This window comes from Qipengyuania polymorpha, assembly GCF_019711435.1.
GTDB lineage: Bacteria > Pseudomonadota > Alphaproteobacteria > Sphingomonadales > Sphingomonadaceae > Qipengyuania > Qipengyuania polymorpha.
Window position 1 is genome coordinate 580,135 of the sequence record NZ_JAIGNK010000001.1, and the last position, 20,346, is coordinate 600,480.

The 20,346-nt window shown below is 61.8% G+C and carries 22 protein-coding genes; 7 read left to right on the top strand and 15 right to left on the bottom strand.

Annotated elements, in window-relative coordinates; all coding sequences use genetic code 11:
• Window position 1: 1 nt before the first annotated feature.
• On the bottom strand, window positions 2-1,138 hold the full coding sequence (locus K3152_RS02910; RefSeq protein ID WP_221572517.1) for a beta family protein: 1,137 nt from the start codon (window positions 1,136-1,138) through the stop codon (window positions 2-4).
• An 875-nt stretch (window positions 1,139-2,013) separates the two neighbouring features.
• On the opposite strand from K3152_RS02910, the gene K3152_RS02915 reads away from it, so the two are divergent.
• Window positions 2,014-2,307, top strand: a complete 294-nt coding sequence (locus tag K3152_RS02915; RefSeq protein ID WP_221572518.1) for a hypothetical protein — start codon at window positions 2,014-2,016, stop codon at window positions 2,305-2,307.
• Between the two features lie 109 nt (window positions 2,308-2,416).
• Complete coding sequence (locus K3152_RS02920; protein WP_221572519.1) at window positions 2,417-3,049, top strand: Hcp family type VI secretion system effector; 633 nt, start codon at window positions 2,417-2,419, stop codon at window positions 3,047-3,049.
• Between the two features lie 21 nt (window positions 3,050-3,070).
• On the opposite strand, the gene K3152_RS02925 is transcribed toward K3152_RS02920, so the two are convergent.
• Window positions 3,071-3,583 (bottom strand): septal ring lytic transglycosylase RlpA family protein, encoded by a 513-nt coding sequence (locus K3152_RS02925; protein WP_221572520.1) that lies wholly within the window; start codon window positions 3,581-3,583, stop codon window positions 3,071-3,073.
• A gap of 901 nt (window positions 3,584-4,484) precedes the next feature.
• Window positions 4,485-5,699 (bottom strand): argininosuccinate synthase, encoded by a 1,215-nt coding sequence (locus tag K3152_RS02930; protein ID WP_221572521.1) that lies wholly within the window; start codon window positions 5,697-5,699, stop codon window positions 4,485-4,487.
• 133 nt (window positions 5,700-5,832) lie between these two features.
• On the opposite strand from K3152_RS02930, the gene K3152_RS02935 reads away from it, so the two are divergent.
• Window positions 5,833-6,711: a class I SAM-dependent methyltransferase gene (locus K3152_RS02935; protein WP_221572522.1), complete on the top strand. Its 879-nt coding sequence runs from the start codon at window positions 5,833-5,835 to the stop codon at window positions 6,709-6,711.
• Between the two features lie 75 nt (window positions 6,712-6,786).
• Complete coding sequence (locus K3152_RS02940; protein WP_221572523.1) at window positions 6,787-8,106, top strand: acyltransferase family protein; 1,320 nt, start codon at window positions 6,787-6,789, stop codon at window positions 8,104-8,106.
• 10 nt (window positions 8,107-8,116) lie between these two features.
• On the opposite strand, the gene K3152_RS02945 is transcribed toward K3152_RS02940, so the two are convergent.
• The 3 genes from K3152_RS02945 to K3152_RS02955 form a co-directional block, all read right to left on the bottom strand.
• Entirely contained in the window at window positions 8,117-8,644 is a 528-nt protein-coding gene (locus K3152_RS02945; RefSeq protein ID WP_221572524.1) for a hypothetical protein, read from the bottom strand.
• The gene (locus tag K3152_RS02950) at window positions 8,634-9,485 is read right to left on the bottom strand and encodes a hypothetical protein (protein WP_221572525.1); all 852 of its coding nucleotides are present in this window, start codon (window positions 9,483-9,485) and stop codon (window positions 8,634-8,636) included. The genes K3152_RS02945 and K3152_RS02950 overlap by 11 nt, the downstream gene beginning before the upstream one ends.
• Window positions 9,486-9,826: 341 nt before the next feature.
• Window positions 9,827-11,113, bottom strand: a complete 1,287-nt coding sequence (locus tag K3152_RS02955; RefSeq protein ID WP_221572526.1) for an SAM-dependent methyltransferase — start codon at window positions 11,111-11,113, stop codon at window positions 9,827-9,829.
• Window positions 11,114-11,193: 80 nt separating this feature from the next.
• Here K3152_RS02955 and K3152_RS02960 point away from each other — a divergent pair, with 80 nt between their 5' ends.
• Complete coding sequence (locus K3152_RS02960) at window positions 11,194-11,631, top strand: DUF1801 domain-containing protein (protein ID WP_221572527.1); 438 nt, start codon at window positions 11,194-11,196, stop codon at window positions 11,629-11,631.
• A gap of 3 nt (window positions 11,632-11,634) precedes the next feature.
• Here K3152_RS02960 and K3152_RS02965 read toward each other — a convergent pair whose 3' ends face one another.
• From K3152_RS02965 to K3152_RS02990, 6 genes are all read right to left on the bottom strand, one after another.
• The gene (locus K3152_RS02965; protein ID WP_221572528.1) at window positions 11,635-12,375 is read right to left on the bottom strand and encodes a molybdopterin-binding protein; all 741 of its coding nucleotides are present in this window, start codon (window positions 12,373-12,375) and stop codon (window positions 11,635-11,637) included.
• Window positions 12,365-13,036 (bottom strand): cytochrome b/b6 domain-containing protein, encoded by a 672-nt coding sequence (locus K3152_RS02970; protein WP_221572529.1) that lies wholly within the window; start codon window positions 13,034-13,036, stop codon window positions 12,365-12,367. The genes K3152_RS02965 and K3152_RS02970 overlap by 11 nt, the downstream gene beginning before the upstream one ends.
• Complete coding sequence (locus K3152_RS02975; RefSeq protein ID WP_221572530.1) at window positions 13,033-13,800, bottom strand: SDR family oxidoreductase; 768 nt, start codon at window positions 13,798-13,800, stop codon at window positions 13,033-13,035. Before K3152_RS02975 ends, K3152_RS02970 begins: the two co-directional genes overlap by 4 nt.
• A 100-nt stretch (window positions 13,801-13,900) precedes the next feature.
• Window positions 13,901-14,302 (bottom strand): glycine zipper 2TM domain-containing protein, encoded by a 402-nt coding sequence (locus tag K3152_RS02980; RefSeq protein ID WP_040963622.1) that lies wholly within the window; start codon window positions 14,300-14,302, stop codon window positions 13,901-13,903.
• Window positions 14,303-14,426: 124 nt separating this feature from the next.
• Window positions 14,427-15,071 (bottom strand): MOSC domain-containing protein, encoded by a 645-nt coding sequence (locus K3152_RS02985; protein ID WP_221572531.1) that lies wholly within the window; start codon window positions 15,069-15,071, stop codon window positions 14,427-14,429.
• A 155-nt stretch (window positions 15,072-15,226) separates the two neighbouring features.
• Entirely contained in the window at window positions 15,227-15,817 is a 591-nt protein-coding gene (locus K3152_RS02990) for a class I SAM-dependent methyltransferase (protein WP_247713124.1), read from the bottom strand.
• Between the two features lie 90 nt (window positions 15,818-15,907).
• On the opposite strand from K3152_RS02990, the gene K3152_RS02995 reads away from it, so the two are divergent.
• Window positions 15,908-17,116: a DUF418 domain-containing protein gene (locus K3152_RS02995; protein WP_221572533.1), complete on the top strand. Its 1,209-nt coding sequence runs from the start codon at window positions 15,908-15,910 to the stop codon at window positions 17,114-17,116.
• Here K3152_RS02995 and rlmN read toward each other — a convergent pair.
• Window positions 17,098-18,351, bottom strand: a complete 1,254-nt coding sequence (gene rlmN, locus K3152_RS03000) for a dual-specificity RNA methyltransferase RlmN (protein WP_221572534.1) — start codon at window positions 18,349-18,351, stop codon at window positions 17,098-17,100. The two genes, K3152_RS02995 and rlmN, sit on opposite strands and share 19 nt — an antisense overlap.
• 295 nt (window positions 18,352-18,646) lie before the next feature.
• On the opposite strand from rlmN, the gene K3152_RS03005 reads away from it, so the two are divergent.
• Window positions 18,647-19,303 carry an outer membrane protein gene (locus K3152_RS03005; RefSeq protein WP_221572535.1) on the top strand — a complete coding sequence of 219 codons (657 nt, stop codon included), beginning with the start codon at window positions 18,647-18,649 and terminating at the stop codon, window positions 19,301-19,303.
• 60 nt (window positions 19,304-19,363) lie between these two features.
• On the opposite strand, the gene K3152_RS03010 is transcribed toward K3152_RS03005, so the two are convergent.
• Window positions 19,364-19,852, bottom strand: coding sequence for a hypothetical protein (locus K3152_RS03010; protein WP_221572536.1), 489 nt, complete (start codon window positions 19,850-19,852; stop codon window positions 19,364-19,366).
• Window positions 19,845-20,324, bottom strand: coding sequence for a transcription elongation factor GreB (gene greB, locus K3152_RS03015; RefSeq protein ID WP_221572537.1), 480 nt, complete (start codon window positions 20,322-20,324; stop codon window positions 19,845-19,847). Before greB ends, K3152_RS03010 begins: the two co-directional genes overlap by 8 nt.
• Window positions 20,325-20,346: the final 22 nt, after the last annotated feature.

Sequence of the window (20,346 nt, forward strand, 5' to 3'; positions counted from 1 at the left end):
TTCATTCGTCGAGGTCATCTGGGTCCACAATCCGAGACTGGCGCTCAATATGTCCGGACATACGCAAGGCGTGCCAATCTCGCGGCCGGTCTCCAACATCAATACCTTGTTGAGCGACCTCGGTGATCCTCTCGTCCGTACGGGAATCGATAGGGTCGAATGCATCGTGAGCAGCGATTACCTCGCACCCGCGCGTCCATCCCTCCGGATCGTCGCTATTTTCATCGCGATGAATCAGCCATTGCTCGTCCAATGTATGAACGACCGTAGCTCGAAAGCTTCTAGGCTTGAATGCGCTTAGAGATGAGACCTTATGTGATGCAGCATAATCCCCGAAAAGAAATGGGAACTCATCACAGGCGTCTACCCATACTTCTCGATCATAGTTGTCAGCAATTCGAAGCCCGTCGTGATTGGGTTGCGGGTAGGAATTGCTCATGCATACGGCCTCAAGATCGGCAATCTGTTGGCGATCAAGCTCGTTCGTTATCAGCGCCATGGTGTCCGCAGCCCATTCTGCCCGTTCCAAATAATTTCGCCGAGCTTGGCCACAATCCAAAATTACCAAGACTTGTGCACTGCTTGGTGCGATAGAAAGTATCTGAATAGCCAAATTTGCAAGGAGATCGGATTGGTGTCGCTGGATACGAATTGCGATGCGCTCATGCGAATTTAGCAGTAGCGCTGCTTGCCTGATGATCGCATTAGCTTGCGGCCCTGGGTTAGTATACTGCAAGACAGGAACTGCTTCTGGCAATTCGGCAACGAGAGCTCGCCAATTGCGAAAACCATCGGCGGGATCGAGCAATGACGATAACGCCTCATTGAACGCATTGTTCTCTGCCGTTTCTCTTTCGACGCGGGCAGCCTCCGCAATGGGGTCAGAAGGATTGCGTGACTGATACGGAGGCGGTGCCACCCGCTTGTCAAGATCTATGAGAAACTGGGGCGCTCGGATAGCGGAAACGAGTTCCACCGAAGGTGCGAAGTCTGTTGCCGACCTGTTTCGTGTCAATTCGAAAAGAGGCAATAGCCGGTTTCTGCATTCGTCGCTCAAATGAGCGAATGCGATTTGTGAAACTTCGTCACCAGTTAGGACTGGCACATAGCTATGTTCGGAAAAATTAACGACCGGCACGCTGACTCCTTTTGTTCGCTTTTCGTTCTTTACCGTACCTCTGTCCCGGTTGCAATGCGAAGCCACCGAAATGGATGTAGTTGTTCACAAAAATGAAATCCACATGACAGCAAGCGCGCTGTCCTACTCCGCATTCTCAGTATAACTAATTCGGTTCACTCCAATCCAAGAGGTGAACCATGAACGCTCTCGTCACCATCGAAAGTCCGCTCGATAGCTCCGCTGGCGCGGAGCAGGCCCCCACCGCCGGTCCTCACGGGGAGGGGCACACCCTCTTCTCGCCCCGGCGGCAGGCCGAGTTTCTCACATCTCTCCAGCTGTTCGGCCCAAGGAGAGTTTAGGGCCCGGCTCGCGGCGAAGGCGGCGCGGGTTTCGGCTCAGACCGCCGATCACCTTTGGTGAGCTTCGCTTCCGCCAGCGGCGGGCCTCTCCGGCGCTGCGCAAGGCGTGGGATGCGGCGCTGCTCGCGGCGCGGGAGCCTTGGCTCTCCTGAGCTTGCCGAAGGGCCGGGCAGGGGGCTCGCCAGCCGCCTGCTCCGCCGCAAGCCCCCTACATCATTTGATGGCGCGCGTTCATGTTGCGCCTGCTAAGAGCTTCCCATCGCTGGCCCGGATTTGGCTCGCCGGCGACCGAGAGAAGCTTGAATGCATTGCTCCCGCCTCGTGCAAAGGAGTCGCATCATGCCCGATTGGGTCTTTATCATCCTGTCCGTCCTTGGGGCGCTCGCCTTCGCCTATGCGATGAGCGAGCTCATTATGCTCGGCCGCCGCGGACGCTGATACCGCCGCCGCCCGCGGTGAGGGGCGGAAATCCCCGCTCTGGAACCGGCCGCCGATGCGGCGTATACTGCCCTTCCGGAAGAGGAGGGTGCAGCGATGAAGTGGCTGGTAATGATAGCGGCGGGCGTGGTCGGCTTCGTGATCGCCTTCGGCTTTGCCGCGCGCGACGAAATCGGGGCCGAGGTCGACCGCAAGCTGGATGAGGACTTCGTCCCCCAATGCGTCAAGCGCGCGCAGTTCCCGCCCGAGTTCGCGGGGCGCGAGGAAGACATCTGCGGGTGCATGAAACGCGATTTTGACGCGCGCGGTCTGAAGCTGACCGACGCTTTCGGCGACCAGCGCGACCTGATGCGCCAGATCACGCAGGAATGCGCCGAGGCCTATCGCTGAACACGCGAGGCCCTTTGGGGTCGTTCGGTTGCCATTCATGAAATCGAATTTAGAGTGACACTCTACGGGTCGCACCGGACTGAAACCGAGATTTCGGGAGAGACATGCGATGCGTAGGAAACAAGCCGAATTCATGGGGGCACTGTGCCTCATCGGGCTCATGGCGAGCCCTGCTACGGCAGGCCTGACGGGGTATCTGAAGCTTCCGGACATCCCTGGCGAGAGCACCGAAAACGCCGGTATCGAACCCGACGAGATCGACGTGAATATCGCGCCCGACGAGGAATCTCGCGCCGCTCGAGCCGAGGGTGATGTCGAATACTTCACGATCACGCTTACACCCGCTGCCCAAGGCGACGAGCACGAGGTGGAGTATCATATCGCGAGGGCGGCGAACGCTGCCCCGAGCGACGACCGGATGATCGTCTGGTCCGGCGCGGCGGCACGGCCAGCGGGCAAGCGCCAGCATCGGCCCTTCAGGGCGATCAAGCCGATCGACAAGTCCTCGCCGGCCCGGGCCGCGAGCGAGGTCGAAGTCATGCCCGCTCCGCAATCGGACCGGAGCGGACGCGTGCGCGTGGCGGCGGCTTGGGACGGCTGCAAGGTCGGGGCGAAATACCCGCATGCGCTACTCGGCGGGGGTGAGCCCGTGCAAGAATACATGCTGGTGGATGTCACCGTAAGCGAATGCGCGAGCGAACATGTCTCGCTCACTTTCGAGGAGATCAAGACCGACTACTGAGGCCGGCTGTCGGCGCGCCAATCAGTCGAGCAGGGCGAGTTCCACCGTGCCGTGGCCACGGCGCACGATGCCGATTTCCTCCGCAGCGGCGCGGCTGAGGTCGATGGTGCGCCCACGGGTGAAGGGGCCGCGGTCGTTGATGCGGACGACGACGCTCTTGCCGGTGCTCGGATTGGTCACGAGGACGCGGCTGCCGAAGGGCAGGGTGCGATGTGCAGCGGTCATGGCATGCATGTCGAACCGTTCGCCATTGGCGGTGCGGCGGCCATGGAAGCGTTTGCCGTAGTAGGACGCGACGCCATTGCCGAGCGAGGTGCCGGCGGGCTCTGCCTCGACCGGCGGCTCGAAGCTGTCGAGGTCGACCGCGTGCGCGCCGGGCTCGGGCGTGTCGGGCAGTTCGCGATAGGGCGCGAATTGCGATGAGAATGTCGGCTGGACGATTGCAGTGGTGTCGCTGTCCTGCGAGTGTCCGGCGGTACTCGGCAGCGCCAGGGCTGCAAGAAACAGTACGCTGCGAAGCGCGCGATTGGCCATGAATGGACCTCCCGTTCGGTTCCGGAGGCTATAGGGCAAGCTTGCAGAGGAGTCGTTAACGTGCGCGTCAACTGCCTCGTTTCGGCCACGTTTCGGCGCGCTAATCGCGTTTGTTGGCAAATTTAGTGGGTAGCGCGCTCATCGGGCACAAGTTGCAGGGATTCGGGGGAGGGCATAGCAAATGGGGCCGGCATTGCTGCCGACCCCACTCTCACCGATGCGTGGCCGAGTTCCTTCATCCGAAGATCAAGGGACGCGTAACTTGGCATCCGATGTTTTCCCTTCCGTTCCGTCCGAAGACTTCACTTCCGGTTCTATCACCGGCGCTCGCACCGGCATCCGGATCTACCCTCCACTCGGCCCGGTGTCGGTCGCGTCGCGATCCGAAGATCGTTCGCTTACCTTGCCCAGCCGCGCTTCAGCGGGCGGTTCCGCAGCCATGCCTTCCGTTGGTGGCGGGAGGCTCAAACGGTCACATCGCCTTCCGGTCCGAAGACCTTTATACGACGCCACCTTCGCACATCCTGCCGGGTTGGCCTGGCTCGCCTCGGGAAACCTTCGCACTTCCGTCATCGACCCGCCTTGCGTCCGGCGTGAACCTTCGGCACGAGGGTCTCGAAAAGCGCGTGGACAGATCCCGCGACGTCTTCCCGGTTTGGAATTTCTCACTTCTTTCAAGTCGTTAGACCGTCGAGAGGAGAAGCTTTCTTCGCCGTTCCGATGAATTGAAGCTGCGCCTGATCAGCCGATTCTTCAAGCTGTCAAACCCGGAGTTATCCACTTTCCCCGCAATTCGCTGTGGAGGGGGGTGGATAAGTCAACCACTCGTCGCAAAATTCGGAACGCGTATGGGCGATGGGGCGTAATCTTACGCCTCCAAGCCCAAATTCAGCGAAATTTTCTACCGGTCGCGCTTGGCGAGCAGGCGCAGGCGGAGCGCGTTGAGCTTGATGAAGCCTTCGGCATCCTTCTGGTCATAGGCGCCCGCGTCATCCTCGAATGTGACGTGCGCTTCGGAATAGAGCGAATTGTCCGACTTGCGGCCGACCACCATGGCGTTGCCCTTGTAGAGCTTCAGCCGGACGGTGCCGCTGACCTTCTCCTGGCTGAGGTCGACCGCCGCCTGCAGCATTTCGCGCTCGGGGCTGAACCAGAGGCCGTTGTACACCAGCTCGGCATAGCGCGGCATGAGCTCGTCCTTGAGATGCGCTGCGCCGCGGTCGAGCGTGATCTGCTCGATGCCGCGATGCGCGCGGGCGTAGATTTCGCCGCCGGGGGTTTCGTACATGCCGCGGCTCTTCATACCGACGAAGCGGTTCTCCACGAGGTCGAGGCGGCCAATGCCGTGCTTGCGGCCAAGTTCGTTGAGCGCGGTCAGCAGCTCTGCCGGGCTCATCGCCTGACCATTCAGCGAAACGCCGTCGCCCTTCTCGAAGCCGATCTCGATATATTCGGGCGTGTCGGGCGCGTCTTCGGGATGGTCGGTGCGCGAATAAACGTAGTCGGGCGTCTCCTGCCACGGGTCTTCGAGCACCTTGCCCTCCGACGAGGTGTGGAGGAGGTTGGCATCGGTCGAGAAGGGGCTCTCGCCGCGCTTGTCTTTCGGCACCGCAATCTGGTGCGCCTCGGCCCAGGCGATCAGCGCGGTGCGGCTGGTGAGGTCCCATTCGCGCCACGGGGCGATGACCTTGATGTCCGGATCGAGCGCATAAGCGGACAGTTCGAAACGAACCTGGTCATTGCCCTTGCCGGTGGCGCCGTGGGCGATGGCGTCGGCGTTTGTCTCATGCGCGATTTCGACGAGGCGCTTCGATATCAGCGGGCGCGCGATGCTGGTGCCGAGCAGGTAGTCGCCTTCATAGCGGGCGTTGGCACGCATCATCGGGAAGACGAAATCGCGCACGAATTCCTCGCGCAAATCCTCGATGAAGATGTGCTTGTCCGGAATGCCCATGGCGCGGGCCTTCTCGCGCGCAGGCTCGATTTCCTCGCCCTGTCCGAGGTCGGCGGTGAAGGTGACCACCTCCAGCCCGCGCTCGACTTCGAGCCACTTGGCGATGACGGAAGTATCGAGGCCGCCGGAATAGGCCAGGACCACACGCTTGATATCGGACATTCGAATACACCTTCTGACTATGGCCGCGCCGCTAGCAGCACCGCTGCGCTGGTGGCAATGAAGAAGCGCTAAGGCGGCGCAAAGCCAGGGGCGCGCGATTGACAGTGATGGGCGCCCGTAGGAAGGCCCGCCCATGTCCACTTGCGTCACCTGTTCCGGACCCTTGCGCTTCCAGCGCCGTTACGTGTTCGAGAGCGATGCCTTCCGCCGCATCTATAGCGGGCGCGAGGTCTATCGCTGCGAGGCGTGCAACCTGAGCCAGGTCGATACGGCAAAGGTCGATGACGCGGCGCTAACGCAGTACTACCGCGAGGATTACCGCAAGGTGGGCTCGGCGGGCAGGCTGAACGAGGCGACGCGACAGTGGTATCTCAAACGCGGCGAGGCGCTTGCCGAGCTGGCCCGTAACCACGCAGTCGAGAGTGTCGTATCCATTTTCGAGGTCGGCGCGGGCTTTGGCTACAATTTGCGAGCGTTCGGCCAGCGCTATCCGGGGGCGAGGCTGGAAACCGACGAGATATCCGGTGTCGCGAACGAAGCGCGCGCCGGCGCCATAGCCGCTGGCCAGTTGGGCGATGGGCGTCACGACGTCGTCATCCTCAGCCATGTGCTTGAGCATTTCACCGATCCACGCGCACTGCTTGAGCGGGTCTGGCAGGGCCTTCGCCGCGGCGGAATTGTCGTTATCGAGGTTCCCAACGATGTTGACGGGATCGAGCGGTTCAACGGACCGGACGAACCGCATCTGACCTTTTTCGAAGAGCCGACCTTGCGTGCCCTGCTAGGGCGCACCCGCTTCGAAATCGCCGAACTGTTTCCGGCAGGCCCCGCGTATGTCGAGCGGTCACGCATGCGGTCTGCGCGTCAGGCGCTGCGATGGGTGCTGTACCGCATTCCCGGGATGGGCGCTTACCTCCACCGCCGCGCCGCGCGCAATGTGGCGGCATTGCCCGATTTCTCTGGCGAAAACCCCCGCGGGGTCTTCCTGCGCGCTGTCCTGCGCAAAAGCTGACGAAGGTTCCTGTTAACCCGCGCGCGGCATGGCTAAGACTTGGCCCTGCAATCGGGCGTAGGAGGGACGCAGCACATGGGACTTTGGAACAAGGCCAGATCGCTGGCCGAGCAGGCGCCGCCCGAGCGCAACCGCTATGTCGATTTCCTGCGCGCGCTTTCCATCCTCGCGGTGGTGGTCGGCCACTGGCTGGTCGCCGCGCCCTATATCGGCAGCGACGGCGAGGTGGTCGGCGGGCATTTGCTCGGCATATTGCCGTGGACGCAGTGGCTCACCTGGGGATTCCAGGTCATGCCGATTTTCTTCCTCGTCGGCGGCTATTCGAACGGGGTGAGCTGGGCCTCGACCCGCGCCAAGAACGGTCACTATTCGGACTGGTTCGCCAGCCGCATCCAGCGCCTCATCAACCCGGTCTTCCCTGTGCTGCTGGTGTGGGCGGCTTTCGCCTTCATCGCCACGCAGGTCGGCATGGCGCGCGAGACGGTACGCATGGCTGTGTTCCTCGCGCTGATCCCGGTGTGGTTTCTCGCCGTCTATTTGCTGGTGACCGCGCTCGCGCCGCTGACGTGGAAGCTGTGGGAGAGACTGGGCTGGGGCAGCATAGCGCTCTTCATCGCGGGTGCGGTCGCCATCGACTGGCTGACGCTCTCGCAGGGCGTGCCCTATGTAAACTTCCTCAACTTCCTCTTCGTGTGGCTGGGCATCCACCAGCTCGGTTACGCATGGCAGCAGGGCAGGCTCGGGCAGGGAAGGGCGCTGGCGCTGTTCCTCGTCGGCCTCGCTGCACTGGTGGGCCTCACCATCTACGGCCCCTATCCCATCGCCATGATCGGCGTGCCGGGGGCGGAGATCACCAATTCCATGCCGCCGACACTCGCGCTGCTGGCGCTGGGCGTGACGCAGACGGGGCTGGTGCTTGCGCTGGAGCCGTGGGGCAGGAAGCTGCTCGACAACCTGACGTTCTGGACCTCGACGGTGCTGATGAACGGCATGATCATGACCGTCTATCTCTGGCACCTGACGTCTTACGTGCTGGTGATGGTCGCCGCCTGGGCAGCGGGAGGCATGGGGCTGCGCGTCATGCCGGGGACAGCCGAATGGTGGCTCGCCCGCCCCGTCTGGTTCGCGCTCTACATCGCCGCCTTGCTCCCGCTGATCGCCATCTTCGCCCGCTACGAGCGGGGGATGGGAGCCGCCAAGCGCGAGACCCCGGTCCCGCGCCTGCGCCTCGTGATTGGCATGATCGCGATCTGCACCGGGCTAGCCATGACCGCGGCCATCAGCATCGCCAGCCCCGAGGGCGTGACCGGCGTGCGCCTATGGGTCGTGGCGCTGCCCTTTGTCGGCGCCGCGTTGGTGGGGTTCGGGCCGGTCTATCGATGGGTGAGGGGGTGAAGTGCCCCCTCTATTCTTCTGATGGTTCGTCGCGAGGTTCAGCCGATGCGCTAAGCAGGGACAGGAGGTTCGTAAAATTTATGACGGACCAGCATTCTCTTATTGTGAGGGAAATTAACGCGTACATAAAGAATCCTGAAGCCAAACGAGAAGCTTGGTTCGTCCAAATGTAAAAATCGAATCCACCAGCAGCCATGATGGCTATGTAGACGATGGCAGAGAACAGAATCAGGATAGAGGTTTGGTATCCATAAACGTAGTCTTCAATCGGGTTTTCTTCTCGTACGAATTTGGAGCGGAAATCCTTATCGTTAATAATTATTGCGGCGCGCGCAGTCCAAGCGACTGCCATGCCGACCAAGATTGACGCGGCTGGAAAGAGAGCTTTTTCTGCGAAACCGAACCCATCGATCCGAAGGAAGAAGGTCAATATCGCTGCCACAGCGATATCGAGGATCAACCATTTGCTCACAAGCGCCCTCAGACCGGTCTGCCGTCCGGTCCGCTTGAAAAACCAAGGCCAAAACTCAGGTATCATTGTTCGGTTTTCTTAGTCGGTGATAGGCGCGTTTGGCTGCTGCCAGCATCGTCTCCTTGAGAGCATCAGCCTTATCGGCAAGTTCAACAAGTTCTAGCAGAGGTGTTCCGCGAAGATAGATTGTTTTCAGTTTCCCTCCCTTTTCGGTTTTGACCGTAGCTGACGCAGGGTCGCCTACAGATGCAGCGCTCCTAGCGGCTTCCTCCACCACGTCTTTGTCCAAATCATCGCCACGGGATTCAACGGTAGTCTTCGCGCCGCGGATTGCCTCATTGTATTCTTCGGCTGGCCTATGGATCAAGCCGTACACATCGTGCGGGTTCTCGAACTCTGCTGTGAACGAAAATCTTGTGACTCGGTAGGAATCTCTGATCTGTTCAATGAATCCAGTCGGATCACGCAATTCATCGACTCGTATAGTGACACCCGCTTCAGCCGGTGCGCTTGCAGAATTCAGAAGCTTCTCCAGTTTAGGCGCAATTTCGATTGCTTTCGCGGCTACGTTGGGTCTCCTCTCGATCACACATGTCTGGGTTTCGCCGTCGAAGACACCCTCAGTGTAGGGCGCACGTTCACCTTCCGCCTCGAAAAACTTACGAGTTCCTTCGTCATACTGTGGTTGGTTGACTTTCTGCACCCGACCAATCTGAAAGTAGACGGCGCTTCCAGCAAACCTTTCAGCAGCCGCAATATGCCAGTCGCTTCCGCCTCCGATTTCACCTTCTGGCATGGCTAGAAGAGCTTCTGCTATTACGTCGCTCGGTTCGCGCTCGACCGTAAGAAAATCTGCTTGTTCAAGATGCTCTGCTCGAATGCGCAGAACGTGGACCCACTTTTCCATACTTCACCCCCATTGCCTCCGCGAACTTGCAGGAGGTAAGTCATGCTTGATTACTTCCTGAATTTACGAGCGATTTGCCGGATTGCAAATTAAGAGCTACCCATTCTTGTCCGCGTTAACCGGGTTCAAACATGCACTTTCCTACACCCACCCACCTGGCTACCCTCACCCGCGCTCTTTGACCCCGTAAACCCTCACCCTCCGAAAGCCCCGCCACCGTGCGGGGCTTTGGCGTTTTGGCGTGCCTCTATGGACGGCGCTGCCCGCATGTATTTCGTCAACTTGCGTTAAATTCACCAACACGCGGCCGCGCAGCTTGCGGGCCGCTGTGCGGTTGAAAATTACTCCGCCGCTTCCCTCTGCGCGAAGCGCCATTCGGGCACCTTGCCTTCGTCGGCGGCGCGCAGGCGGGCGCTTTCTTCCGTGATCCACTCGCGGGTCATGGGGATGGCGCTGCGGTCCTTCACGTAGATCAGCTGCCAGTTGACCATGTCGCCGTGGCGGAAGCTCTGTTCGGCGCCGGCGAGGTAGTAGAGCCACATGCGGTAGAAGGTCTCGTCGTACATATCGACGATTTCGGCGCGGTGCTGGACCGTGCGGTTGTACCATTCCTCCAGCGTGTGGCTGTAGTGGAAGCGCATCGCCTCCACGTCCATCACCTGCCAGCCGTATTGCTCGGACTGGCTGACGAGTTCGGAAAGCGCCGGGATGTAGCCGCCCGGGAAGATGTAGGTGCGCGTCCATGCGTCGGTAAAGCCGGGAGGGCCGGCGCGTCCGCAGCAGTGGCTCATCATCACGCCGTCGGGTTTGAGCAAGCGGGCGGTGTGTTCGTAGAACTGCGGGTAATGCGGCGTGCCCACGTGTTCGAGCAGGCCGACCGAGCTGATGCGGTCGAACTGGCCCTCAACGTCGCGGTAGTCGGTGAGGCTGAACTTGACCTTGTCGGCCACGCCCGCTTCCTCCGCGCGCTCCTTGCAGAAGGCGATCTGGTCGGGGGCGAGGGCGACGCCGTGGACTTCCACGTCGTAATGCCGCGCGAGGTAGAGCGCGAAGCCGCCCCAGCCGCAGCCGATGTCGAGGATGCGCTGGCCGGGCTTGATGTGCATCTTGGCCGCGAGGTGCGCCTTCTTGTCGAGCTGCGCCTTCTCGAGCGAGGTGGTTGCCGGATCCTCGCGGTAATAGGCCATGGTGTACTGGCGATCCTCGTCGAGGAAACGCTCGTAGAGCTCGCGGGTGAGGTTATAGGTGTGCTCGGCGTTCTTCTTCGCCTTGCCGCGCAAGTTGATGCTGTCGGCCCTGGCGAGCAGTTTCTGGGTCATCATGCGCAGTTTGCCCTGCGGCTTGATCTGCTTGTCCGTGGGCTTGCCGGCCTGCTTCGTGACGAAGAGGATGAGATCGCGAATATCGTGCGGCTCTTCCACCGTGAGCCAGCCCCACATGAAGGCTTCGCCCGCGCCCATTTGCGGATAGCGGGCGATGTGGTTGGCGGCTTTCTTGTTGGTAAGAGTGATGCGCAGGGAAGGCTCTGCGGTCGGCGCGCCATAGTCGTACACCGTGCCGTCATGGTCGGTGACGATCAGGTGCCCGGCCTTGATCACCGTCTTCAGGAATTTGTCGAGCAACCACATAAGCTTGTTCCCTCCCACGCGATGTGGGCCGAGCATGGCACGGGATTGCGGGGAGTCAATCGAGTGGTAGGATGTTGTCCATGACCGATGCCAAGACCCAGATAACCGATGTCGACCCGGCAGATTTCATCGAGGCCGTCGAGCCGGAGAATAAGCGCGAGGAGGCAAAGCTTCTCGACGCTTTGTTCCGCAAGGTGACGGGCAAGGAGCCGCAGATGTGGGGGCCGAGCATTATCGGTTATGGCGAGTATCGTACGACATATGACAGCGGGCGGGACGTGCACTGGATGCGGAGCGGGTTCAGTCCGAGGAAGGCGAAACACTCGCTCTACCTGATGGGCGGCTATTGCGACGAAGTTGCGGGCAAGCGGCGCGATGCGCTGTTGGAGAAGCTGGGCAAGTACAAGACGGGCAAGAGCTGCCTCTACATCAACAAGCTCGCCGATGTGGACATGGATGTGCTGGAGGAATTGCTGCGCAACGACTGGGAGGCGATGGCGCGCAAATATCGGGACTAGGGGTCAGATACCGGCGTACCACTGGTAGCCGGAGCGGTCTTCCCAATAGCCGCCTTTGCCCTTGCCGATGTCGTCGAGGCTGGCGACGGCCTCGATGGCGGTCAAATATTTGGCGTGCTTGTAGCCCAGCTGGCGTTCGATGCGCATCCGCAGCGGTGCGCCGTTCTTTACCGGCAGCGGCTCGCCGTTGAGCAGGTGGGCGACGATGGTTTGCGGATGGTAGGCGTCGATAAGGTCGACGCTCTCGTAATAGTCCTGCCCGTTCAAATTGTCGGCGCAGCGGAAGACGATGAATTTCGCTTCCGGCTTGAGCTTTGCAGCATCGAGCAGGAGCGAGAGTTGCGGGCCGGTCCACTCGCCGATGGCGCTCCAGCCCTCGACGCAATCGTGGCGGGTTACCTGCGTGCGCTGGGGCAGCTTGCGGATGTTGTCGAGACTGAGGCTGAGCGGGTTCTCGACCAGCCCGCGCACTTCCAGCCGCCAGTTGGCAAAGCCTTCGGCGGCTTGTGCGGGATAGTCGCCGTTCTGCGGGTCGGTCGAGCCATTGCCGCGGAAATAAGGCGAGATGGCGCTCTTCGGATATTCGGGCGCAAGCGCCTCGCGATTGGTCAGCAAGCGGTGGGCACCCTGATGCCATTTCTCCGCCGCGCCGAGCAGTCTGGACCCGGCATTGCTCTCGGCCACCTTGTTGCAGCCTGCGACGAAAGCCGCGCCTGCCACGGCGAGGAAACCCCTACGCTTCATCGCGCGTGCCTCCCGTAATCATGTCGCGAATTTGCCGGAACGGCCCCGCAAGGATGACCAGCAAGACGTGGACCACGAAGAAGCCGAACAGCAGGAACGCGAAGATGAAATGCAGGCTTCGCGCCGACTGCCTGCCGCCCATCAAATCGACCATCCAGCCGAAGGTCGGCTCCATGCCCGGGCTGATGCCGATGCCGGTGAAAACCATCATCGGAAGGAAGGCACCGAGGACCAGTCCGTAAGCAAGCTTCTGGAGGAAATTGAATTTCCCGCCCTCGTGGTCGAAGTTGAGTTTGAGATGCTGGACAATATCGTTCCAGATGGCTCCCGGTTTCCACTCCTTGCGGGTGGTCATCAGGTCGCGCTTGAAGTGGCGGTTCACGAGCATGGCGACCCACATGAAGAGCAGCATCAGCGCGAAGGGCCATGCCATCAGGATATGCCAGTCGCGCGCCACGGCGAGGCTGTAATAGCCCGGAATGGTCATCCAGTCCGGGAAACGCGGCACGGCGAGCCACGCCTGCTCGGGCGCAAATCCCCAGTCACCCCAATAGAGGCGGCGGTGGGCGTTGGAAATGGTGAGGCCCGACATGAACAGAACAACGACGCAGACGAGGTTGCTCCAGTGCCAGATACGGGTCGAGAGCGCGTGGCGCTTCATGCGGTGGCCTCGCGAGCGAGATAGATGACGTCGCGCTCCTGCCGCAGCAGGTGTTGGCCGCTGTCGATGTAGAGCGTCTGGCCGCTGGCAAGGTTTCCGCTGGCGAGGAACACTGCTGCATCGGCCACCTCGCTGGCCGAGGTGCGACGGCCGAGCAGGTTCATTCTGTGCGAGATTTCGGCCTCTTCCTCGCTCTGGTCATGGCTGGCGAGAATGGCGCCCGGAGCGAGGCCGTAGACACGGTCATCCTCGCGCGCCGCGCCCATCGAGAGCATGGCAATCGTCGCATCCAGCGCGTGCTTGCTCATCGTGTAGCTGAAGAAATCGGGATTGGGATTGGCCAGCTTCTGGTCGGTGACCTGGATAACGTGACGGCCAGAAGCAGTTCGCGCCTGGGCAAGGTAACGTTGCGCGAGGACCGCGGGGGCGCGGGCATTGACCTCCATGGCCTGCCTGTTCGTTGCGGCATCCAGTCCGGTTACATCGTCAGGTTTGAAAACCGAGGCGCAATTGACCAGCGCGCGCCAGTCGGAAAGGCGAGGGACCAATGTCTCGACCATCGCGGTGACGGCATCGAGGTCGCAAAGGTCCGCTTGTACCGTCTCTGCGCTGTGCAATTTCGCAGCGAGGGCTTCTGCCTCCTCGCCGGAGGACTTGTAGTGGATGACCACGTGCCATCCCGCTTCACTGAAGGCCTTGGAAATGGCTGCGCCGAGGCGCTGGGCGCCGCCTGTTACCAGAACCGATGGTCTCTCTTCGCTCATCGACCCCGGCATAGGGTGTGTCTTGCAAATAGGAAAGCGGCGCCGCCACCTTGGGAGTGACGACGCCGCCGATTGCGACCCTTGTCAGGTCAAAACCGTCTTAACGGCAGCTCAGGCTGCCACGGTCGATTTCGCGGCCGACGATTGCGCCGACAGCGCCGCCGAGGATGGCACCGAGCGTCTTGTCGCCGCGGCCTGCCAGCTCGTGGCCGGCCAGCGCGCCGACCCCGGCACCGATGACGAGACCGGTCGTGCCGTTGTCGCGCTTGCAGTAATAGCGACCGTCACGGCCGCGCCACATGTAGCTGGAGCGCGTGATACGACGCGGCGACACGTAATAGCCGCGGTCGTCATAAACGCGCACGACGCGGTGACCCTTGTCCTTGGCACGCTTGCCGTGCGCCGGAGCCCATGCGGGAGGGTCGGCAGCGGCCGGAGCCGCGGTTCCGATGCCGGTCAGCGCGAGAGTGGCAGCGCCGATTGCGATTGCGAATTTCTTCATGGTTTGTCCCTTTGGTAATCCCTGGCTGCAATTAGCGCATGGGGATTACAACGGCGGCTGAACGAACGCGCTTAACTCCATATTAGCGATAAATCGTGCGCGCTGTGCGGATGAGCCGTTGGGATTATGCGAGCCTTGCCCGCAACTTGGCCTGCCATTGCGGGCCGAGGGCGGGGAGCGAGAGCAACTCGCGCACCTCAGCTTCGGGCGACTCGCGCGTTGGGTCGAACAGCAGCGCGAAGGCCTCCTCGACGCTCCACTTTTCCTGGCTTCGTTCTACCAGTTCAAGCGCGTCGCCGGCTTCGGCCACGCCCTCTTCGAGCACGCGATAATACCAGCCGCAGCGGTGGTTCGCGATGATCCGCTTGACCATGTCCCTGCGCTGGAAGTGTCGCTCCAGCGTGCTGCAGGGCTGGCGACCCATGCTGAGTTCGAGCAGCGCGCTGCCTAGCCGGAAGCGGTCGCCGATGAATACATCGCGTTCCGTCAGGCCCCGTGTATGGAGGTTCTCCCCGAAAGCCCCGGGGGTGGAGAGGCGCGCGACCTCGGGGATTTCCCCAAGCCAGTAGGGATAGTGGTCGGCGGCGTAGAGGTGGACCGCCATATGCTCGCCGCCGTGGTGCTTGCGGTCGGTCTGCGTGTCGCCTTCCAGCCCCATGCGCGTGACGCGGACGGGACCTTCTATTGCGGTCTTGTCGATAGAACTGAGCTTGCCATCGGGCAGGGGAGCAGCCTTGCCGGTGCACAGGGCGAGGACTTCGGCTTTCATGGACGGCATGCCTTTCCAACAGGCTGGAACACATGGAACACGGTCCATGGGCAGAAATCGATTTTCCGCTGAAGGCACCCGAAACCGGCGGTTTTCGAAGGCGTGTGAAGGCTCATGGAAGCCTTATCAGCACACAGCGCCAAAGTAGGAAAGCCTCACGCAGGCCGCCGCAGCGTAAGGGCATACCAGTCGCGCTGCACACCGTCCGCGCCTTCGCCGCGATAGCGCTCGGTCATCTCTATATCGAAACCGGCCTCGCGATAGGCCTGCTCGAGCCACGCCTCGTCGGGCAGGTTGGTCAGCCGTCCGAGCGGGTCCCGGCCTTCACCGCTCCCGAGTTTGTAATTGGCAAAGTGCCAGCCGCCGGGCTTCAGCGCGCGGTAGATGGCAGTAAGCACTCGCGGCATATCGACCCGCGCGACGTGCAGCAGGCAAGCATGCGCCCAAACCGCATCATAGGCTGCCACTGCATCCAGTTCGTCGAACCGCATGACCCGCGCGCCGACATCGAAACGCTCGTTGGCTTTTTTCACCATGGCAGGCGTGCCATCGGTAGCATCGAGGTCGAACCCGCGTTCGATGATCCGCGCCGAGTCCCGCCCACCGCCGCAACCGAGCTCAAGGATGCGTGCCCCAGGCTCCAGCCGGTCGAGGAAACTGTCGAGATGGCGGCTGGGAGCCTGCCCGAAACTCAGCGTGTAGCGCGGCGCATTGGTCTGGTAATATTCGAGAGTTGCGGGGTCCATCACCAAGCCTGTGTGGGCTTGCGGGCCTCGCTTTGGCAAGCCTGCCTGTTCGCGCTAACCAGTGCATCTCGTCACATGTCCGGGGGGAACATGAGCAAGACCAGCGACACCGCCACGGGCATCGCGCCGATAACTTCGACAGAGCGCTTTGGCGAACTCGACATATTGCGTGGTTTCGCGCTGCTCGCGGTCTTCGTCGTCCATTTTGTCGGGGCGAGCTTCTATGACCTTCCGCTGGAAGAAAGCCTGTCGGAAAGCTGGAATGCAGACGTCCTCCAACGCGGCGCCGTGTTCCTTTCCGACTGGTGGTTCGAGAACAAGGGCAACACGCTGTTCGCCACGCTGTTCGGAATGGGTTTCTGGGTCATGATGGAGCGGTTGGAGGCGCGCGGAAGCGACTTCCAACGGATCTACCTGCGCAGGCTCACCGCGCTTTTTCTCATTGGGCTGGTGCACCTTTTCCTGCTGTTCCCGATGGACGTGCTGCACGAATATGCCCTGCTTGGTTTTGCGCTGTTCTTCATGCGCAAGCTTTCGGCGCCAGCGATGCTCGTCCTCGGGCTGGTGCTCGCATTCGTCGGCCAGCCGCTGGGGGATTTCCTCGCAGGCGAGCTGGTGACCGGAGAGCGCGCAGAAAGCCGCTGGCAGGAGGTTTTCGCAGGCGGCAGCTATGCCGAGTGGGTGGCTTGGTGGCCCGGCTGGCACCTCTATCTCGAAATAGAGCGCGGCGGATTGCTCGGCTGGGCGCTCTACATCCTCGGACGCTTCCTGCTTGGCGCATGGATAATCCGCATGGGTTTCGTTGCGCGCGCGAGGGAACTGCTTCCCCTGATGCGCCGGATTTGCCTCGTCGCCCTGCCGCTGGGGCTGGTGCTCGAACTCGTCAGCCTGCTCCAGTGGATGGAACTGCTGCCCAAGACTGACTGGTCCGACACCGCGCTGCACGAGATCGGCGGGCCCATCCTTGCGCTAGGCTATGCGACCGGGCTGATACTGCTCTACCATTCGAACTGGCGTGGTTGGGTGGCGCAACTCGCGCCTGTGGGGCGCACCGCGCTTTCCGCCTATGTCGGGCACGGCGTGGCCTGGACCTTCCTGTTCTTCCCGATGGGGCTGGGGATGCAGGGGCGACTGACGCCTGCCGCCTCCATGCTGGTCGCGCTCGGGCTGTTCGCCGCTTTCACGCTAGCCGCGAAGTTCTGGCTGGCGCGCTATCGCTACGGCCCGCTCGAATATCTCTGGCGCTGGGCGACCTACGGCAGCCGCCCGAAGTTCAGGCTTCAGCCCGCTGCTGCCTGAGCCTCGGCTTCCGCCGCCTCGCGGTCGCGCTGGGCGCGGCTTTTCTTCTCCGCTGCCGTCTTGAGCTGACCGCAGGCTGCGTCGATGTCGCGGCCGCGCGGGGTGCGCACCGGGGCCGAAATGCCGCCTTCGAAGACGATGTCGGAGAAGCGCTTCACCCGCTCGGGCGTGGAAGTGTCATAGGCAGCGCCCGGCCATGGGTTGAACGGGATGAGGTTCACCTTGGCGGGCAGCTTGTAATGCTTGAGCAGCCGGACAAGCTCACGGGCGTGCTCGTCCGTGTCGTTCTTGTCCTTGAGCATCACATATTCGAAAGTGATGCGGCGGGCGTTGCTCGCGCCGGGGTAGGCGGCGCAGGCTTCGAGCAGTTCCTCGATGCCGTACTTCTTGTTGAGCGGCACGATCTCGTCGCGGATTTCCTTGGTCACCGCGTGGAGCGAAACGGCAAGGTTCACGCCGATTTCCTCGCCGCACTTTTCCATCATCGGGACCACGCCGCTGGTGGAGAGCGTTATACGGCGCTTCGACAGGGCGAGGCCGTCGCCATCCATGACCAGCTTGAGCGCACCCTTCACATTGTCGAAATTGTAGAGCGGCTCGCCCATGCCCATCATCACGATATTGGTGAGGAGGCGTCCGTCGCTCGTGTAGTGGCCCTCGTCCTCGGCTTCGTCGAGACCGGCCATGGATCCCTTCGGCCATTCGCCCAGAGCATCGCGTGCGAGCATGACCTGGCCGACGATTTCGCCCGGCGTCAAATTGCGCACAAGCTTCATCGTGCCGGTGTGGCAGAAACGGCAATTGAGCGTGCAACCAACCTGGCTCGACACGCAGAGCGTGCCGCGATCGGCATCGGGGATGAAGACCATCTCGAACTCGTGCCCGTCGGCGGTCTTCAGCAGCCACTTGCGCGTGCCGTCGGTCGAATGCTGGGCTTCGACCACTTCGGGACGGCCGATGACGAAGCGTTCGCTGAGCCACGGACGCATGGTCTTGGCGATATCGGTCATCGCCTCGAAATCGGTGACGCCGCGATGGTAGAGCCAGTGGAACACCTGCTTTGAGCGCAACTTGGCCTGCTTCGCCTCAAGGCCCGCTTCCTCGAACAATTCGCGGATGCGGTCCTTAGGAAGGCCAATCAGGTCCACGCGGCCATCGGCGCGCGGCGTGATGTCACGCGCAACGGGGACCGGGTCTACCTGCCCGGGAATGCTCATCAGTGTCGTATCTGCCATGGGAGCCGCGCATATAGTCGCGATGGCCAAGGAATGAAAGAGCCTGCGCGGGCGCGCAACAATCCGTCTTTTGCGTTCGCGTTCCTTTCATTCGTCGAAAAGTAGGTTCAGCTCGTCGCAGAATTCGCAACTGCACAATCCGTCGCTGGAGTGGCTCTTTTCGTCGCGCCTTATGTGGCTAAAAAATCACGCTTTCTTGTTGTGAAATGTTCATGAAACTGTTTTCGGTCGAGCGCCGTTTTCATGGTCCACGCGGTCGCAAACCGACGGCGGACAACAAAAACGGAGTTATGAAATGAAAACCACCGCAGCACTTCTCGTCGCAGGTTCGATGCTTGCAGTTGCAACCCCGGCCATGGCGCAGGACAGCGAGAATTTCGACGGCTTTCGCCTCGAAGCCCTCGCCGGCTATGACGTCGCCCAAGCAGGCAGCAGCGTCGATACCGAAGGTGAAGACGACGAATCCATCGAAGGCCTCGCCTATGGCGTCGGCGCCGGTTACGATTTCGACGCTGGTGGCGTCGTCCTCGGCCTTGAAGCCGAATATGTCGGTTCAACCGGTGAAGTCGACGTCGACGGCGGCGACCCCGAAGGTTTCGGCCTTGGTACGGTTTCGGCCGGTCGTGACCTCTATCTCGGCGGCCGTATCGGTGTGAAGGCGAATGACGACCTCCTCGTCTATGCCAAAGGCGGTTACACCAATGCCACCTTCGACGTTCTTTCGCGCGACGGTGACATCGAATATCGCGCCGACATCGACACCGACGGCTATCGCGTCGGCGCGGGTCTCGAATATGCGCTGAGCGGCAACACCTTTGCGAAGGTCGAGTACCGTTATTCGAATTATTCGGACGCCGAACTTGATTTCGAGGGCGACGCGCCGGACGTAGACCTCGGCGAAATCGACCTCGACCGTCACCAGGTCATGGCTGGCTTCGGCATGCGCTTCTAAGCGCCTGACCAGCTAAGCAAACGGGCCGGGAGCGTGAGAGCGCTCCCGGCCTTTTTTATGTCAGCGTCGCGTGCAGGCAAGAGTGGCGGCGTCGATGGCGGTGGCTGCCCCTGTAAGCAGGTAGGTGTTGGAAAAGCGGCGACCGCGCGCGTCGGTGGCGTAGACGGTCATGCTGTCGGCCTTGCGGATGGCATCGAGGATAGCGCTGTCCATCGCCGCATCGCGTGCCCATGCATCGGCCTTGCCGGGAGTTAGGCGGAAGCTGGTCCTCCCGACGCGCAGGGTGACGCGGGTATTGGCGCGCAATTCTCGTGAGAGGCGGAGGTGGACCTGGCTGCGGATACGACGCGCGGGCCAGCTGGCAATGGTCGCGTAGGGCTGGAAATCGCGCGACAGCGTGCTCGGCTCTGCCTCGGCTATGGCATAGCAGCGGGGAACCGACGGGTCGCGGAAGGCGGCCCAGGTCGAGAACACACCGAGGCTGTCCTTTGCCATCAGCGGAGTGGCAAGAGCCAAGGTCGCAAGGGCGGGGAGGGCGAGCTTACGCATAGTCGATCGCCATGACCTCCCACTCCTTGTCGCCGCCGGGCAGCCGCACGGTGCGCAAATCGCCGACCGACGCGCCCTTGAGCGCGCGGGCGAGCGGACTCGACCAGCCAATACGGCCTTGGCTTGCATCCTGCTCGTCGTCGCCCACCAGAGTGACAACCTTCTCTACATCGTCCTCGTCGGCGAGCGTGACGGTCGCGCCGAAGAAAGCGCGGCTCTTGTCGGGCTGGTCTTGCGGCGTGATGACGCGCGCGGCCTTCATCCGGCGCGAGAGGTGGCCAAGCTCGCGGTCGATTTCGCGCATGCGCTTGCGGCCGTAGAGATAGTCGCCGTTCTCGCTGCGGTCGCCGTTTCCGGCGGCCCAGCTGACGATTTCGACTATCTCCGGCCGTTCTGTGCCCAGCAAATGGTCATAGCGCGCCTTCATGGCGGCATAGCCTGCCGGTGTTATCGGATTGGTCTTGCCCTGCATTGCGGGGCCAGCCCCTAGCGCA

Coding starts and splice junctions, on each gene's coding strand:
- K3152_RS02915 (WP_221572518.1), top strand. CDS start 2,014: ATGAAGTGGCTGGTAATGATAGCGGCGGGCGTGGTCGGCTTCGTGATC.
- K3152_RS02920 (WP_221572519.1), top strand. CDS start 2,417: ATGCGTAGGAAACAAGCCGAATTCATGGGGGCACTGTGCCTCATCGGG.
- K3152_RS02925 (WP_221572520.1), bottom strand. CDS start 3,583: ATGGCCAATCGCGCGCTTCGCAGCGTACTGTTTCTTGCAGCCCTGGCG.
- K3152_RS02930 (WP_221572521.1), bottom strand. CDS start 5,699: ATGTCCGATATCAAGCGTGTGGTCCTGGCCTATTCCGGCGGCCTCGAT.
- K3152_RS02935 (WP_221572522.1), top strand. CDS start 5,833: ATGTCCACTTGCGTCACCTGTTCCGGACCCTTGCGCTTCCAGCGCCGT.
- K3152_RS02940 (WP_221572523.1), top strand. CDS start 6,787: ATGGGACTTTGGAACAAGGCCAGATCGCTGGCCGAGCAGGCGCCGCCC.
- K3152_RS02945 (WP_221572524.1), bottom strand. CDS start 8,644: ATGATACCTGAGTTTTGGCCTTGGTTTTTCAAGCGGACCGGACGGCAG.
- K3152_RS02950 (WP_221572525.1), bottom strand. CDS start 9,485: ATGGAAAAGTGGGTCCACGTTCTGCGCATTCGAGCAGAGCATCTTGAA.
- K3152_RS02955 (WP_221572526.1), bottom strand. CDS start 11,113: ATGTGGTTGCTCGACAAATTCCTGAAGACGGTGATCAAGGCCGGGCAC.
- K3152_RS02960 (WP_221572527.1), top strand. CDS start 11,194: ATGACCGATGCCAAGACCCAGATAACCGATGTCGACCCGGCAGATTTC.
- K3152_RS02965 (WP_221572528.1), bottom strand. CDS start 12,375: ATGAAGCGTAGGGGTTTCCTCGCCGTGGCAGGCGCGGCTTTCGTCGCA.
- K3152_RS02970 (WP_221572529.1), bottom strand. CDS start 13,036: ATGAAGCGCCACGCGCTCTCGACCCGTATCTGGCACTGGAGCAACCTC.
- K3152_RS02975 (WP_221572530.1), bottom strand. CDS start 13,800: ATGAGCGAAGAGAGACCATCGGTTCTGGTAACAGGCGGCGCCCAGCGC.
- K3152_RS02980 (WP_040963622.1), bottom strand. CDS start 14,302: ATGAAGAAATTCGCAATCGCAATCGGCGCTGCCACTCTCGCGCTGACC.
- K3152_RS02985 (WP_221572531.1), bottom strand. CDS start 15,071: ATGAAAGCCGAAGTCCTCGCCCTGTGCACCGGCAAGGCTGCTCCCCTG.
- K3152_RS02990 (WP_247713124.1), bottom strand. CDS start 15,817: ATGGACCCCGCAACTCTCGAATATTACCAGACCAATGCGCCGCGCTAC.
- K3152_RS02995 (WP_221572533.1), top strand. CDS start 15,908: ATGAGCAAGACCAGCGACACCGCCACGGGCATCGCGCCGATAACTTCG.
- rlmN (WP_221572534.1), bottom strand. CDS start 18,351: ATGGCAGATACGACACTGATGAGCATTCCCGGGCAGGTAGACCCGGTC.
- K3152_RS03005 (WP_221572535.1), top strand. CDS start 18,647: ATGAAAACCACCGCAGCACTTCTCGTCGCAGGTTCGATGCTTGCAGTT.
- K3152_RS03010 (WP_221572536.1), bottom strand. CDS start 19,852: ATGCGTAAGCTCGCCCTCCCCGCCCTTGCGACCTTGGCTCTTGCCACT.
- greB (WP_221572537.1), bottom strand. CDS start 20,324: ATGCAGGGCAAGACCAATCCGATAACACCGGCAGGCTATGCCGCCATG.